The sequence below is a fragment of the Mucilaginibacter sp. Mucisp86 genome, assembly GCF_047324315.1.
GTDB lineage: Bacteria > Bacteroidota > Bacteroidia > Sphingobacteriales > Sphingobacteriaceae > Mucilaginibacter.
Genome location: NZ_CP168503.1, coordinates 3,945,476 through 3,959,533, shown reverse-complemented (window position 1 = coordinate 3,959,533; position 14,058 = coordinate 3,945,476). Strand labels below are relative to the sequence as shown.

The 14,058-nt window shown below is 40.5% G+C and carries 13 protein-coding genes; 4 read left to right on the top strand and 9 right to left on the bottom strand.

Features of this window, described 5'->3' with window-relative positions; all coding sequences use genetic code 11:
- Window positions 1–180: 180 nt before the first annotated feature.
- Window positions 181–2,052 (bottom strand): CocE/NonD family hydrolase, encoded by a 1,872-nt coding sequence (locus ACEN9X_RS16840; RefSeq protein WP_413666239.1) that lies wholly within the window; start codon window positions 2,050–2,052, stop codon window positions 181–183.
- Between the two features lie 390 nt (window positions 2,053–2,442).
- Between ACEN9X_RS16840 and ACEN9X_RS16835 the strand changes: the two genes are divergently transcribed.
- Window positions 2,443–3,672: an endo-beta-N-acetylglucosaminidase H gene (locus ACEN9X_RS16835; RefSeq protein WP_413666238.1), complete on the top strand. Its 1,230-nt coding sequence runs from the start codon at window positions 2,443–2,445 to the stop codon at window positions 3,670–3,672.
- Window positions 3,673–3,711: 39 nt separating this feature from the next.
- Here ACEN9X_RS16835 and ACEN9X_RS16830 read toward each other — a convergent pair whose 3' ends face one another.
- From ACEN9X_RS16830 to ACEN9X_RS16810, 5 genes are all read right to left on the bottom strand, one after another.
- A complete protein-coding gene (locus ACEN9X_RS16830) occupies window positions 3,712–4,146 on the bottom strand; it encodes an N-acetyltransferase family protein (protein ID WP_413666237.1) in 435 nt (144 codons plus the stop codon).
- Between the two features lie 17 nt (window positions 4,147–4,163).
- Entirely contained in the window at window positions 4,164–4,553 is a 390-nt protein-coding gene (locus tag ACEN9X_RS16825; protein ID WP_413671144.1) for a PIN domain-containing protein, read from the bottom strand.
- Window positions 4,554–4,570: 17 nt separating this feature from the next.
- On the bottom strand, window positions 4,571–4,807 hold the full coding sequence (locus ACEN9X_RS16820) for a hypothetical protein (protein ID WP_413666236.1): 237 nt from the start codon (window positions 4,805–4,807) through the stop codon (window positions 4,571–4,573).
- An 82-nt stretch (window positions 4,808–4,889) separates the two neighbouring features.
- Window positions 4,890–6,080, bottom strand: a complete 1,191-nt coding sequence (locus ACEN9X_RS16815; protein WP_413666235.1) for a phosphoglycerate kinase — start codon at window positions 6,078–6,080, stop codon at window positions 4,890–4,892.
- 101 nt (window positions 6,081–6,181) lie between these two features.
- On the bottom strand, window positions 6,182–6,616 hold the full coding sequence (locus ACEN9X_RS16810; RefSeq protein WP_413666234.1) for a GNAT family N-acetyltransferase: 435 nt from the start codon (window positions 6,614–6,616) through the stop codon (window positions 6,182–6,184).
- Between the two features lie 191 nt (window positions 6,617–6,807).
- On the opposite strand from ACEN9X_RS16810, the gene ACEN9X_RS16805 reads away from it, so the two are divergent.
- On the top strand, window positions 6,808–7,437 hold the full coding sequence (locus tag ACEN9X_RS16805) for a hypothetical protein (protein WP_413666233.1): 630 nt from the start codon (window positions 6,808–6,810) through the stop codon (window positions 7,435–7,437).
- A gap of 223 nt (window positions 7,438–7,660) precedes the next feature.
- Here the strand turns inward: ACEN9X_RS16805 and gap are convergent, their stop codons facing one another.
- The 3 genes from gap to ACEN9X_RS16790 all read right to left on the bottom strand — a co-directional run bounded on the left by gap (window position 7,661) and on the right by ACEN9X_RS16790 (window position 10,713).
- Window positions 7,661–8,701 (bottom strand): type I glyceraldehyde-3-phosphate dehydrogenase, encoded by a 1,041-nt coding sequence (gap, locus tag ACEN9X_RS16800; protein ID WP_413666232.1) that lies wholly within the window; start codon window positions 8,699–8,701, stop codon window positions 7,661–7,663.
- 90 nt (window positions 8,702–8,791) lie between these two features.
- Window positions 8,792–9,895, bottom strand: a complete 1,104-nt coding sequence (locus tag ACEN9X_RS16795) for an MraY family glycosyltransferase (protein WP_413666231.1) — start codon at window positions 9,893–9,895, stop codon at window positions 8,792–8,794.
- An 80-nt stretch (window positions 9,896–9,975) separates the two neighbouring features.
- Window positions 9,976–10,713 carry a glycosyltransferase family 2 protein gene (locus ACEN9X_RS16790; RefSeq protein ID WP_413666230.1) on the bottom strand — a complete coding sequence of 246 codons (738 nt, stop codon included), beginning with the start codon at window positions 10,711–10,713 and terminating at the stop codon, window positions 9,976–9,978.
- Between the two features lie 106 nt (window positions 10,714–10,819).
- Between ACEN9X_RS16790 and ACEN9X_RS16785 the strand changes: the two genes are divergently transcribed.
- Together ACEN9X_RS16785 and ACEN9X_RS16780 are read left to right on the top strand one after the other, a co-directional pair.
- A complete protein-coding gene (locus tag ACEN9X_RS16785) occupies window positions 10,820–11,602 on the top strand; it encodes a polysaccharide biosynthesis/export family protein (protein ID WP_413666229.1) in 783 nt (260 codons plus the stop codon).
- Window positions 11,603–14,023 carry a GumC family protein gene (locus ACEN9X_RS16780; protein ID WP_413666228.1) on the top strand — a complete coding sequence of 807 codons (2,421 nt, stop codon included), beginning with the start codon at window positions 11,603–11,605 and terminating at the stop codon, window positions 14,021–14,023.
- The last annotated feature ends 35 nt before the right edge of the window (window positions 14,024–14,058 follow it).

The following is a 14,058-nucleotide window of genomic DNA, read 5'->3' as shown; positions in this document are numbered from 1 at the left end:
AAAAAACACTCAATTACCTGACTACAAACAATATAAGCAAATATTAGCGATAAATTGTGTTAACCCTGTTAACCCCCTTTTTGTCAGTAGAGTCAACCGAAAACTATATCCGAATAGGTCAAAAAAAGGCCGTATCACAATTTATGATACAGCCTTGTCATTAATTATGTTTAAGGTATACTATTCGATAACCCTGACTTTCAAATAACTCGGATTTGCTTTCGAGGTATAAACTTTATGCGTAGCCTTTTTAAAGTCGGTATCCTTAGCCTTCATGATATCCTGAAACTGCTGTGTATTCCTGTCGATAAGCGGGAACCAGGTGCTTTGTACCTGCACCATGATTTTGTGACCTTTTTTGAAAGTGTGCAGCACATCCTGTAACTCAAAATTTACCGGAGTTATTTTACCGGGCACAAAAGGTTCGGGCTTATCAAAACCATTACGGAATTTACCGCGCATAGCCTCGCTGCGTACCATTTGCTGATAACCGCCCAGGTAAACGTCTTTGCCTGCCCATTTGGTGTTTTTGGTAGAGTCGGGATAAACATCTATTACTTTAACCACCCAGTCGGCATCTGTGCCTGTGGTTGATACTTTGAGGTTGGCCCAGATATTACCTGCTATGGTTACATCATTATCTAAAATATCCGTTTCATAAGTAAGCACATCCGGACGCTGCGATGCGAAACGCTGATCGGCAGTCATGTATTCGCGCTTCATATCCATATCAATACTGTTAATGAAAGGCACAGGTTTGTTTGGATCAGATACAAACTCATCATGACTATCGGCTACAGCAGTTGGCGCGGTAAATGATAGTTTGCCGCCAGGCAACAGATACAAATTTTTCTCGGTAGCTTCCTTTGGCGGCCAGGCGTTATAGGTTTTCCACTCGTTAACACCGGTTTCAAAGGTAGATACCGGCTTCAAGTCGAAATCTGCAGTACCTTTTAAATAGTGACTAAAGAAATTGAACTCAATTTTTTCACGGTAAAACGGACCGGTAGAACCGCCGAAACCAACATCGCCTAAATGATCGCCATCCCCACGCGCCCAACCGCCGTGTACCCAGGGCCCCATGGCAAAGTAAACCGGGGTTTGGGGATTTTTCTTTACCAATGTTTTATAGGTATTGATGGCGCCGTATAAATCTTCCGCATCATACCATCCACCGGTTACCAGTACAGCCGTTTTGATATCATGCAGATGATAGAGCACGTTACGGTCTTTCCAATGCTGATCATAGTTAGGGTGATCAAGCATTTCGTTCCACAGGCGGATGGTATCCTTATAATATTTAACATTAGAGTTTCTCATCGAACCCATTTTCAGGAAAAAGTCATAGCCATCTTCGGTACCTGCATCAAACCCTTTGCCACGGCGCTGGGTTGGTTTATCGTCCTGCCGGTTGGTAAAGCCCGGATAAAAACCAAAGTTTGCCACAAGCATAAATGCACCGTTATGAAAAGCATCATCACGATATAAGTCGGCAATCGGCGCCTGCGGTGATGCAGCTACCAATGCCGGATGACGGCTTAATAATGCAGTGGTTGTGTAAAAGCCCGGATAGGAAATACCCCATACCCCTACTTTACCATTGTTGTTCGGGATGTTTTTCAACAACCAGTCGATGGTATCATAGGTATCGGTTCCTTCATCCACATCTTTATTGGTTTTATGATCTTCCTTTTCGGGTGTCATTTCTTCGTAAATACCCTCGCTCATCCAGCGGCCGCGTACATCCTGGTAAACAAAGATGTACCCATCATGAGTGAATAATGACGATGGGCCAAGGCTTCCTTTATAAAGTTCGGTACCATACGGTGCAACGCTGTATGGTGTCCTGTCCATCATGAAAGGGTATTTCCTGGATTGATCCTTCGGCACATATACCGATGTGAAAAGCTTTTTACCATCCCTCATCGGGATCTGGTATTCATATTTCTGATAATTGGCTTTGATGTAATCGGCATCGGGCGCTTTGGGCTGCGCATAAAGGCCTGATGCTAAAAGCAAAAGGCAGAGAACGAAAAGTAAATTTTTCTTCATAAAATTTTTGTCAGTCAAATCAAATGTAGCCGAATAAAATAAAAAGGACAACTAACCACACTGCAATTTACAAAAAGCCTCTTTTTTGTTACAGAACAAAGGTTTTTGCTATAGTTAAAATTAAGTGTAATAAGCACCTTTATTAACCATAATAATATTTTTATAAAATAATAATTAAAACCTGTAAGCAATTATACTCGTTTAATGGTCTATTACCTTGAACCAAATAATACCGGAGCGAGGACCTAAGCGCCCGGCAACCTAAAATATTTAAACAGTTTTTTTAAGAGATAGTGATTATCCCTGGCCATGCTATGGGCCGGCTTTACATAAACCAATTATGCTAAAACAATTTATCTTTTTATAAACAATTTAACAAACACAACAATTATGAGAACAAACTTTAATCTGCCCCTTACAAAAACACTAACCGCCTTATTAGGCGCAGTTCTACTCCTCACATCCGCCTGTAAAAAGGAAAAAGCTGCGCTACCTACCGATGCAGGCAACAGCCCGTCAAAGTTAAGCACCAATGCCATAGGTGTAGCCGGTCCAAAAGGCGTTTGCTATGTAGAAGTAAACAATAATGACATTCGCAATGTGGGCAACTACACCCTTTCAACAGGCGAGCAGCTTTTTGATATTGCTATCATATTTGCGGCCAATATCAATTATGACACAGGTACACAAAAAGCTGTGTTATATTTTAACCCACAGGTCACCAATGTGCTCAACAATAAAGCCACCTACATTCAGAGCCTGCAGGCAAAAGGCATTAAGGTATTGTTATCTATTTTGGGCAATCACCAGGGCGCAGGTATTTCCAACTTTCCAACCCAGGCTGCCGCAAATGATTTCGCTCAGCAGTTAAGCAATGCAGTTACTACTTACGGACTCGACGGTATTGACTTTGACGATGAATATGCCGACTATGGCACTAATGGTACAGGCCAGCCTAACGCAAGTTCATTTGTTTACCTGGTTACCGCTTTACGCAACCTGATGCCCACTAAGATAATATCGTTTTATTTTTACGGGCCGGCAGCATCACGCCTGAGCTACAATGGTGTAACTGTAGGCTCGCAAGTAAACTATAGCTGGAACGCCATTTACGGTACTTACTCAGTTCCAAACGTTCCGGGATTAGCCGCGGCTAACCTTGGCCCTGCTGCAATTGATATTCAAAGCACCAGCTCATCAACTGCGGCATCGCTGGCTACACAAACAGTTAATAACAATTATGGCATATACCTGTATTATAACCTGCCCAATACCGACTCGCACACTTACCTGACAAGCGTATCAAATGCATTGTACGGCAAGCCTACGGTATATACGGGAACAAGTACTACAGGGGTAACTTTTTACCAGGATATCAATTACGGAGGCACAGTAACAAGCGCCATACCTAAAGGCACTTATACCCTGGCACAATTGCAGGCTTATGGCTTTGTTGATAACTGGGCATCATCGGTAAAGATCCCAACCGGCTGGACAGTAACAATGTACTCAAACGATAACTCTACGGGAACATCCTGGACACGGACATCAAACACACCTAATTTCACCACTTTATCGCCTAATGCTAATGACGTAGTAACATCGGTTAAAATTCAATAAAATAAAGCGGGCGGGATATTTTCGTGTCTCGCCCGCTTACTATTTGCTCTTCATTAAAAAATATTCGCCTAAAGCATCACTACCTTCTTCCACAACTTCCCAATCCAGGGCCAGATAAAATTGAAGCGCTGCTTCATTTTTAACAAGACACTTTAAGTTAAGCGGGGTAGGATAAATTTGAGCCGCCAAAGCCAACAGAGCTTTTCCAATACCCTTTCCTCTGTACGCAGCATCAATATATAAATGATGAACAAAAGCATCAGGGGGCCATACAGCCATAAATCCCGCTATCTCACCGTCGCAGGTTGCTACCCAGATATCTTCATCGAGCGTATGGGCATCAAAATCATTTAATGAAAACAAAGTGCTGTCCATCCAATAAAAAGCCTGAATTCGGCATAGCAGGTAGAGCTCCTTAAGCCTGGAGCGATCGGCTTCATTAAATGGACGGATAAGTATATTGGGTGATTTCAATACAATGCGATGCTGTACTATTTATTTTCAGGGTGATTTTTAAAAGTATCAAATAACTTAATCCCCTCAATAAATTTATAGTCTTTCAGATTATAAGTGAATAGTTTATAACCTGTATATAATGAACTTGATGCAATAAAGGCGTCTGGCATAGCCAAATTATGACTTAACCTATAAGTTTCCGTTAGTTTTATAGCAATTGACGTAATCTCCGGATTAAACAATAGGATATCAAACCAGTAAATGTTTTTGTTGATCTGTTTAAGTTCCAGTTTATTTGCAGCGCCGGCCATTAACTCTATTTTAGTAATGGCTGATAAAACAATATTATCTAAACCGATTACATCTTCCAGGATTAATTTAGTATTTTGATGACGAGTTCTCCTGTAATCAAGGTATTCTATCATCACATCTGTATCACAGATTATCTTTTCCGCTGCCACAAATCTTCCCTTAGTTTCTTAGCATCTAAATCTTTCCCTGTAAATACTTTTTCAAGTTCAGAAATGTCGAGCCTTTTATTACCTGGTATTAAAATATCATCAATAGAATCTTTCTTTTTTTCAGTTGATGCAGATATCTTAAAATCAAAATACTTAGCCAGCCCTTTTAAGATTTTCAGGGTTTCCGGCTTTTTATATTTTATAGTTACTTCGGGCATCGCTCAATTTTTATATAAAGTTAAAGCTTTTAAACAGAAAAGGCAACCCAGTGGGTTGCCTTTCATATTCAGTTTAAATCAATTAATCGTTAATTGCCTTTACACCCGGTAATTCTTTACCTTCCATGTATTCAAGCAATGCGCCACCGCCTGTTGATACGTAACTTACCTCATCGGTCATGCCAAATTTGGCTACGGCTGCAGCAGAATCACCGCCGCCAATCAGCGAGAAAGCGCCGTTTTCGGTAGCTTTAGCTACAGCTTCAGCAATGGCTTTGGTTCCGCCTAAAAATTTTTCCATTTCAAATACGCCCATCGGACCGTTCCATAAAATGGTTTTTGATTCTTCAACTACTTTGCTGAATAAAGCAACCGTTTCCGGACCGATATCCAGGCCCATCCAGTTATCTTTTATTTCGCCGGTTTTAGCTACATCTGTATTGGCATCATTCGAGAAAGCATCAGCAATAATGTTATCCAAAGGCAATAACAGGTTTACACCTTTTTCTTTAGCTTTTTGTCTTAGGCTGATTGCAAGGTCAAGTTTATCCATTTCAACAAGGGAAGTACCTATGTTACCACCATCTGCTTTAGCAAATGTATAAGCCATACCGCCGCCAATGATCAGGTTATCAACCTTCTCAAGTAATTTTTCGATAAGCTCTATTTTATCAGAAACCTTTGAACCACCCATAATAGCAGTAAAAGGCTTAGGTGCGTTGTTCAGAATTTTCTCAGCATTGTTCAACTCAGCAGCCATCAGGTAACCAAAGAATTTAGCTTCAGGGAAAAACTGGGCAATGATAGCAGTTGAAGCGTGTGCACGGTGAGCAGTACCAAATGCATCATTCACGTAAACATCACCTAATTTCGAAAGTTTTTCTGCAAAGGCAACATCGCCTTTTTCTTCTTCTTTGTAAAAACGAAGGTTCTCTAATAGTAAAACCTCGCCGTTACCAAGCGCTTTTGCTTTTTCAACAGCCTGTTCACCGATACAATCATCGGCAAACTGAACCTGCTGACCAAGCAGATCAGACAAATGAGATACAATATGCTTTAATGAATATTTTTCTGTAGGACCATCTTTTGGTCTGCCAAGGTGCGACATCAGGATAACTTTACCGCCATCTTTCAATATTTTTTTAATGGTTGGCAAAGCTGCCGTCATGCGGTTATCATCGGTAATATTATAATTTTCATCAAGAGGCACGTTAAAATCAACCCTGATCAGGGCTTTTTTACCGGCAAAACTAATTTGATCTACTGTTTTCATATCTATTAAAGGGTCATTTGTTATGAACGGGCGCAAATTGAGCATTTTAATTCAAAATAATTAACGAAAAACGAAAAAAGCTGTTTCAATCCGCCTAAATTTCATCTTATTTTAACATACATTACATGATGAGGGCCTATGCCGGGCACCTCAAATTCGGGCGAAACAATCTCGAAACCAAGGCCACTGTAAAAACGGACCGCCTTTTTACGAGCGTTACACCACAAGTAATCTGCCTGTTGACCACGCAGGTAAACCAGGGCAAAGTTAACTAACTGGTTGCCGAAACCTTGTCCCCTGTATTTTTCAGTTGTTGCCATACCACGTAGCTGGTAGCCGGTACCGACAAATTCACCATAACTTTGGGGATGAAAGGATGCAATACAGGCCAATTCATCATCAACAAAGTAGCCAAGGTGAAAATTGCCTTCATTATCATCTGAAGGAAAACGGCATTCATCAAGGGTAAGTCTGCCCTCACGCAGCACTTCGTTGCGTACGTGCAGCAACTCATCTACTTTTATAAACCTGATCATACCCGCAAAATTGCCAAAATTCCCCATATGGGGAATTTTTATCCCATAAAAATGATAACTGCAGGTTAATGTTTCCTTAAGCTCTAACCCAATCCAACCGTTAATTAAAAGAATTTGCCTATTACTTACTATTAAACAAATAAAGAGTAAGGCACAGTTGTTGTCAAAAGACAGAGAACACCAAAATTAAAATGAAAAAATACCTTACCTATATCCTTATCGCAACCGTACTTTTCAGCTGCAAAAAAACAAATATAGTTTCCGAAGTAATTAAAGGATCAACCAGCACGAATACCGGCACAAATCCGGATACCAATACCGGCACCAGTACGGATATAGCAACTGGTACCGTAAAACTTGATATTGCAGATCAGGTTGTACTCACTAAAGTAAGCAATGACTCGCTTTATTTAAATTACACCGAAACCGCCAATTTGATATTAAACGCCGATGATTATCAAAAATCATCAGCTGTACATTTTAAAGAAGATTTTTCAAAATCTAACCTCGCTAATTTTAATTTCACCAGTGTCAACAAGGATAATCAAACAGCAACAAATTATCTTGATGATAATTTAAATAATGTAGCCATTAAATCGGCCTCCACAACAACTATCAATGGCAAACAGTACACTAAACTGGTATTGGAGCGGGTTGTGACGTTTTCAAAAGCCTACAAACAGCATGATCTTGCTGTTGAGGCGCAGAATGATATTTTAAAGCAAACCAAAGATGTGATCGGCTTTGCCGCATACTATTATACCAACGGTAAAAACTTGGATACCACAACGCTGACGGCTGCCGTAATATATACAAAATAACTTGAGCGAGGCTGTGTACATTGATCAGCCTCATTTTTGTTTTCAGATACTTAAGCGATACATAGTTTCCATTTAATTAACTTTATTAACAAAATGGGGGTTAACAGGGTTAACACAATTCAGGGTTAACATTTATTTATATATCTAACAATCAAATAGTTAAGTTGTTTTTATGCCAAAAATGTGTTAACCCCCTTTTTGTATAAATATTATCGGCTAAATTTCAATACAATCCCAGGGAGGGAGAGTTGATTTGTGATACAACCTCTTTTTTAAGTCCGGCTATCTGCACAACCAAATCAGCAAGCCGGCTGCTGTAACCCATTTCATTATCGTACCAGCCAACAACTTTTACAAGCCCGCCAACAATTGAGGTTAGCTGCGCATCAAAAATGCAGCTATGAGGATTGTCCAAAATATCGGTTGACACAATAGGGTCTTCGGTATATTCCAATACATTTTTCATTGGCCCGTTGGCAGCTTGCTTAAAGGCTTTATTAATTTGAGTTATGGTAGGTTGCTTTTTCAGGCTGCATGTAAAATCAGTCAACGAGCCGTTAAGCACCGGCACACGGATCCCCGCTCCACCCAACCGGCCTTCCAAATGCGGAAATATAGATGTAATAGCTTTGGCAGCACCTGTAGTGGTAGGGATAATGGAAGCTGAGGCTGCTCTTGCCCGCCTAAGATCCTTATGGGGTGCGTCATGAAGATTTTGATCACCGGTCATTGAGTGTACGGTAGTGATGTAACCATCAATAATGCCCCAGTTTTCATCTAATATTTTTACCATTGCGGCAACGTTATTGGTTGTACACGATGCATTTGAGAGAATAGGTGATTGCAGGTCAACCTCTCCGTCGTTAACAGCAAGTACTACTGTTGGCACATTTTTATCAGGTGATGGTGCAGATATAATAACCTGCCGTGCCCCGGCAGTTAAATGTGCTTCGGCACCCTCTCTTGAGGTGAATTTACCGGTAGATTCTATTACAATATCGATGTCCAGCGCCTTCCAGGGCAGCTTAAGCGGGTCCCGTTCGGCAAATACCCGGATGTGGTTGCCGTTTATAATAAGGTGACTGTCATCAAAACTAACCTCGCCCTTAAATCCGCGATGAACAGAATCATACTTGAACAAATGAGCAAGAGTTTGCGTGTCGGTAAGGTCATTTATAGCTACCACCTGTATTTCGGGGTGCGATGAAATATTCCTTAAAAAAATGCGGCCAATACGGCCAAATCCGTTTATAGCTATCTTCATTGCGTGCTGTGATAAAGTATCAAAGTTAATGAAGATGGATGGTTAATTTGACTATTTGCTTTATTACTACCTGCAGGTTACAATTGCTTATCAATCGCCAAAATTGCGGAACATTAAAAACCCGCGCTTTTTTGAACGGATAAAATAAGTTATTGCCCCGTTAAATGATATGGACAGCAAAAATATAAGCACAATAAGCAATGAGTTATTTAAGCTATTTAAGGTTAGCACCATTAATATGGATATAAGATTTAAGCACGCTAAAACAAGCGTAGTTTGCAAATGCGTTAATCCAATTTTTAATATACGATGATGAATATGGTTCCTGTCGGCGTCAAAAGGAGACTTTCCGTTTAAGATACGGATAGTAAAAACCCTCAGCGTATCAAAAACAGGCCCTATAAGTATGGCTACAATTAGTGCAGGTGCGGTATATATAAAAGGCAGCTTAACCGTCGAAACCTTGCTTAGCTCAATAAATTTAATAGCCATTACCGCAGTTACCAGGCCAATGAGCAGGGCGCCGGTATCGCCCATAAATATTTTAGCGGGGGTTATATTAAAGCGCAAAAAGCCAAGTACAGCTCCAACCATAGCAAGCGAAATTGCCGCAAGCTCATACTGGTTCATGTAAATAAAAAGTGCAGCAAAAGTGCTATTTGCAATGATACCTGTAGTTGCGGCCAGGCCATCGATACCATCAATGAGATTAAACGAATTGATGATGAGCATAATAACCAATATTGACAGTATAACGCTGGGTATATATGGCAGTGCCGCAATATCAAAAACCCCATACATACTACTGATACGGATATCTCCGGGAATAACCAGAATGGCAGCCACTATAAATTGGATCATGAACTTAGTACTGGAATTAACGCCCGAAAGATCATCCTTTAGGCCCATTGCAAACAACATGATACATGCTGTAAGCAAATAACTAATAGGCAGTGATTTGTCAATAATACTGAATAACAAAACCGTGATAGTAAAGCTTACAAAAATAGCCACACCACCTAACCGGGGAATGCCATGATCATGCTGTTTCCTGAAATGCCCAACATCATCATATAGATGGCGCGCACGCGCAACATGTAAAATTGAAGGGATACATAATAATGTTACAAGGGTTGCAAATACAACTATCAGCACATTATAAACAAAATGATAAGAGCGTAAAAATTCAAGCATATGCCATAAATGTGTTAGTGACCGGGCTTATTCATTTATCAATACTTATACGGCAGATGGCATAAAAGGTTAACTAAAAATTAAATAAATTGGGAGAATTTTCTTAGCGGCTTTAACACAATTGCTAACGCGGGGACAAGCACCTTATTTTCACGCATCGCTTTCAAATCAAATGCCCAGGCTTTAATCCTGTTTAGCAAACTACTGTTACTTACACCGCCCATCTGCATTTTAACCATAACCCTGTTAAGATGCAAACTCTCAATATGACACTTGTGCATAAAGCGCACCATTAATTCATAATCGGCCGCCGAACCGTATTCGAGGCTATAAAAACCCTGTTTTTCAAACAAATGACGCTTGCAGTAAAAGGTAGGATGCGGGGGCATAAAACCCCATTGAAAGGAATTTTTTCCACAAGTGTGACTTTTCCATTTACGGATAATTTTACCGGCCGAATTTATATAATCAAGGTTTCCGTAAACGATCCCGGCTTTGCTATCCGAAAAAGCCTGTGCCACCGCCGATATAACTCCCTGATCAGCAAAAAAATCGTCGGCATTAAGCGTACCTACAATTTCGCCGGATGCTAAACGGATTCCTTTATTCATCGCATCATAAATACCCTGATCGGGCTCTGATACCAGGACATGGATACCCGATTTATATTGGTTGATTATTTGCAGCGAACCATCTGTTGAGCCACCGTCAATTATAATATACTCAATGTTATTGTAATCCTGACCAATGACAGATTCGATACACCTTTTAATGGTATCGCTGGCATTATAAACAATAGTGATAACCGAGACCTTCAACCTTGCAACTTTGGGAAAAATACAACGTATTAATACCCCGAAATTATGTAATTTTGGATTTGAAGCCTAATTATATTAAATATAACGTGGAACTTTATAGCTGAACATGCGCAATTATATACCTACCTGCCTGATTATCGGGATACTTTTTTTATTAACCTCCTGCTCAAATAAACAATACCAATATCTGTTTGAACAAAAAAATAATGCTATCGATACAGCATCCAAAAGCAGCGACGCTACTGCAAACCCATATCGTATCAAAGCACAGGATATACTGCAGATCAGGAACCTGCAAAGCGTTAAGTATATTGTTGACGAGGGCCCTTCTACTAATGCAGGCGGTAGCGGGGGCGGAAATACTACCGGGCAAACATTCCAGGTTGAAGACGATGGTACCGTTGCCCTGCCCGCTATCGGCCATGTAAAGGTTGCCGGCCTTACCAGGCCCGAAGCGGCAAAACAAATTGAAGAGCTTTACCGTAAAAACCTGCTGAAAGACCCTATAATTGAGCTAAAAATCGTTAACCTTAAGGTAACCATACTTGGCGAAATAAAGGGGCAGGGAAACTATACATTAACAAAAGACAGGACCACTTTGGTTGAAATGATTGGTGAAGCAGGAGGGCTGACAGATAAGGCCAATGAAGCAAACGTAAAAATAATAAGGGGCGATCAGAAAAACCCACAGGTTACTGAAATTAACCTCCGGGATATTCAATCAATAAATGATCCCCGTGCCATACTTCAGAGCGGCGACGTTATTTATATAGCACAAAACAAACGTGCCGTACGTAACGACAAATTGCAGAATCTGTCGATTATAACCCAGCCGGTGTTACTGTTACTTAATACTGCCTTAATTATTTTTACGCTTTCTCATCGGTAAATGGAAGAGTTAGAAAAAGTACAAAGAAAGCTGCCCAACCAGGAAATTGATTATTTTAAGATCGGCAAAATACTATTCAGCCGGTGGTACTGGATATTGGCATCAGTTGCTATTACGTCTGCTATTTCCTATGCTTATCTGTGGTATACACCTAAAACATATGCTACCGGGGGTACGCTTAAAGTAGAAGAAAAAAAATCAGAGATCTCTGACATTATAAGTGTAATGACCACGCCCGAACGCGGGCCATCAAAAATCCAAAGTATAACATCGGTATTAACCAGCCGCACACTCATCCTTACAGCCATAAAAGATCTGGATTATCGCATCAGCTTTTATATTTCGGGCAGGGTGCGCACCTCAGAGACTTATCCGCAAAAACCACTTGCTATTACCCTGGTAAAATTTGATAGCCTCAACTTTTTCCATAACCTGATAACTTTTAAGCCTGTTAACCCGCAAACCTTCAAACTAACCTATAGCATAAACGGTAAAGAGGTTCAAAGCAATTACAATTACGGAAGTACCGTAAACGTCGGCAATACCAGCTTCCAGATTAAATATCCGGGGGTGATTCCCTCCAAAACAATTTATCTGTTTAAGTTTAACATACCCGAAGATTTTGTTGGCCGCATACAGGGTAATTTATATGCAGGTGAAACAGCAAAAAACTCAAATATAATTGCCATTCAGCAAACAGATTCAAATCCGCAGTTTGCTGCAGATGCACTTAATGCTGTGATGAATGAATATGTGACTTTTGACCGCAATCAAAAAGCACAGTCGGCCTCACAAATGATCGACTTTATTGACAGCCAGCTGGCCTATCTGTCAACCGAAGTAAAAGGCTCCGAAAGCTCGATAGAGAAATACAAGAAAAAGTCTAAGATCCTCGATGTAGCATCGGCTTCAACTACTTCGGCAACTAAGGCAGCCGAGCTCGAATCAAACAAATCGTTATTAAAAATACAACTAATTGCGCTTGACCAGCTTAGCAGCCAGATAACTAAGGAAAAAAACAATGTAACCTTAAATTTTAACGTAGGTAGCGCCAATCTTCCATCGTTAGAAGCACTGGTGGGCCGTTTGGATAACCTGATTACGGAAAGGGCAAGCTTATTAACTACCTATAATGCCGATTCGCAACCTGTTCAAAACATTAACCAAAGCATTATCCAAATTAAAACCACCGCTTTAAATAATATAAAGCAGATTAGGTCTGGAATTGAAAAAAACATCCAATTTCTTGATAGCCAGCTTGGACAGGTTAATTCAATAATAGAAGCTTTACCTGCTGCGCAGCGCGATATGGTAAGCCTGCAACGTGACTTTGATATTAACGATAAGGTATATTCCTTCCTGTCTGAGAAAAAGCTGGAAGCCCAGATCAGCCGTGCCGGGATTTTGCCGGGCGCAACCATCATTGAGCTGGCGCAGCCAAATTTTAACCCGGTTTCGCCCAACGAACATAGCATTCACCGTACGGCAACCATTTTAGGATTGGCTATAGGTCTTGGCCTTATCATCCTCATCAGGGTATTAAACCCCTATATTTATGATAAGGAAACCATTGAAAGCCTTACCACTATACCTATCCTGGGCGTTATCAGAAAGTTCCCTGAAGATCTTGATGAAGGCAGCGAGCAAATCCTGGCTATTAGTAAGCCCAAATCAATTTTTGCCGAATCGGTCCGGTCTGTACGTACCAATCTCAGTTTCCTTTCCTCAGAAAAAGCAAGTAAAGTTATTTGTATAACCTCGGAGGTTGCGGGCGAGGGCAAATCATTCGTAGCAGTAAATTTATCAAGCACCCTCTCACTTATTGATAAAAAAGTAGTGCTGATAGGAGCCGATTTAAGGCGCTCAAGACTGCATAAAACTTTTCATGTATCCAATGATACCGGCTTAACAAACTACCTGGCCCACCAAACGGAAATTGATGATATCATTCATCATTCTGAGCAGGCTAACCTCGATTTTATAGTTTCGGGGCCGGTGCCACCCAACCCATCAGAGTTGTTACACAGCAAAAGGATGAGTCATTTAATTGAAACACTTAAAACAAGATATGATGTGGTAATGATTGACACCGCACCTATCGGGCTGGTATCAGATGCCATACCGCTTATCAGGATAAGCGATATTAATGTTTTTGTGATCCGCTCCGGTAAATCAAAATATTATGCTGCTACAGTACCACAGCGTATAGCACAGGAGTATCACCTGGATAATACGGTGATAGTTTTAAACGCCTTTGAAGAAGATTTACTGCACTCAAGATATTATACCACCAAGTTTACAGGCGAAAACGCAGGTTCGCGCTATTACTACTATTCGGATTATAGTGGTTACGAGGGGTCGGGTTATTATCTTGACGATGAAAAGAAAAAATGGTGGAGTTTAAAACGATGGTTTAAATAAGCCTGCTGATTTAAAAGAATTGTTACTAAAATGAT

Coding starts and splice junctions, on each gene's coding strand:
- ACEN9X_RS16840 (WP_413666239.1), bottom strand. CDS start 2,052: ATGAAGAAAAATTTACTTTTCGTTCTCTGCCTTTTGCTTTTAGCATCA.
- ACEN9X_RS16835 (WP_413666238.1), top strand. CDS start 2,443: ATGAGAACAAACTTTAATCTGCCCCTTACAAAAACACTAACCGCCTTA.
- ACEN9X_RS16825 (WP_413671144.1), bottom strand. CDS start 4,553: ATGATAGAATACCTTGATTACAGGAGAACTCGTCATCAAAATACTAAA.
- ACEN9X_RS16820 (WP_413666236.1), bottom strand. CDS start 4,807: ATGCCCGAAGTAACTATAAAATATAAAAAGCCGGAAACCCTGAAAATC.
- ACEN9X_RS16815 (WP_413666235.1), bottom strand. CDS start 6,080: ATGAAAACAGTAGATCAAATTAGTTTTGCCGGTAAAAAAGCCCTGATC.
- ACEN9X_RS16810 (WP_413666234.1), bottom strand. CDS start 6,616: ATGATCAGGTTTATAAAAGTAGATGAGTTGCTGCACGTACGCAACGAA.
- ACEN9X_RS16805 (WP_413666233.1), top strand. CDS start 6,808: ATGAAAAAATACCTTACCTATATCCTTATCGCAACCGTACTTTTCAGC.
- gap (WP_413666232.1), bottom strand. CDS start 8,701: ATGAAGATAGCTATAAACGGATTTGGCCGTATTGGCCGCATTTTTTTA.
- ACEN9X_RS16795 (WP_413666231.1), bottom strand. CDS start 9,895: ATGCTTGAATTTTTACGCTCTTATCATTTTGTTTATAATGTGCTGATA.
- ACEN9X_RS16785 (WP_413666229.1), top strand. CDS start 10,820: ATGCGCAATTATATACCTACCTGCCTGATTATCGGGATACTTTTTTTA.
- ACEN9X_RS16780 (WP_413666228.1), top strand. CDS start 11,603: ATGGAAGAGTTAGAAAAAGTACAAAGAAAGCTGCCCAACCAGGAAATT.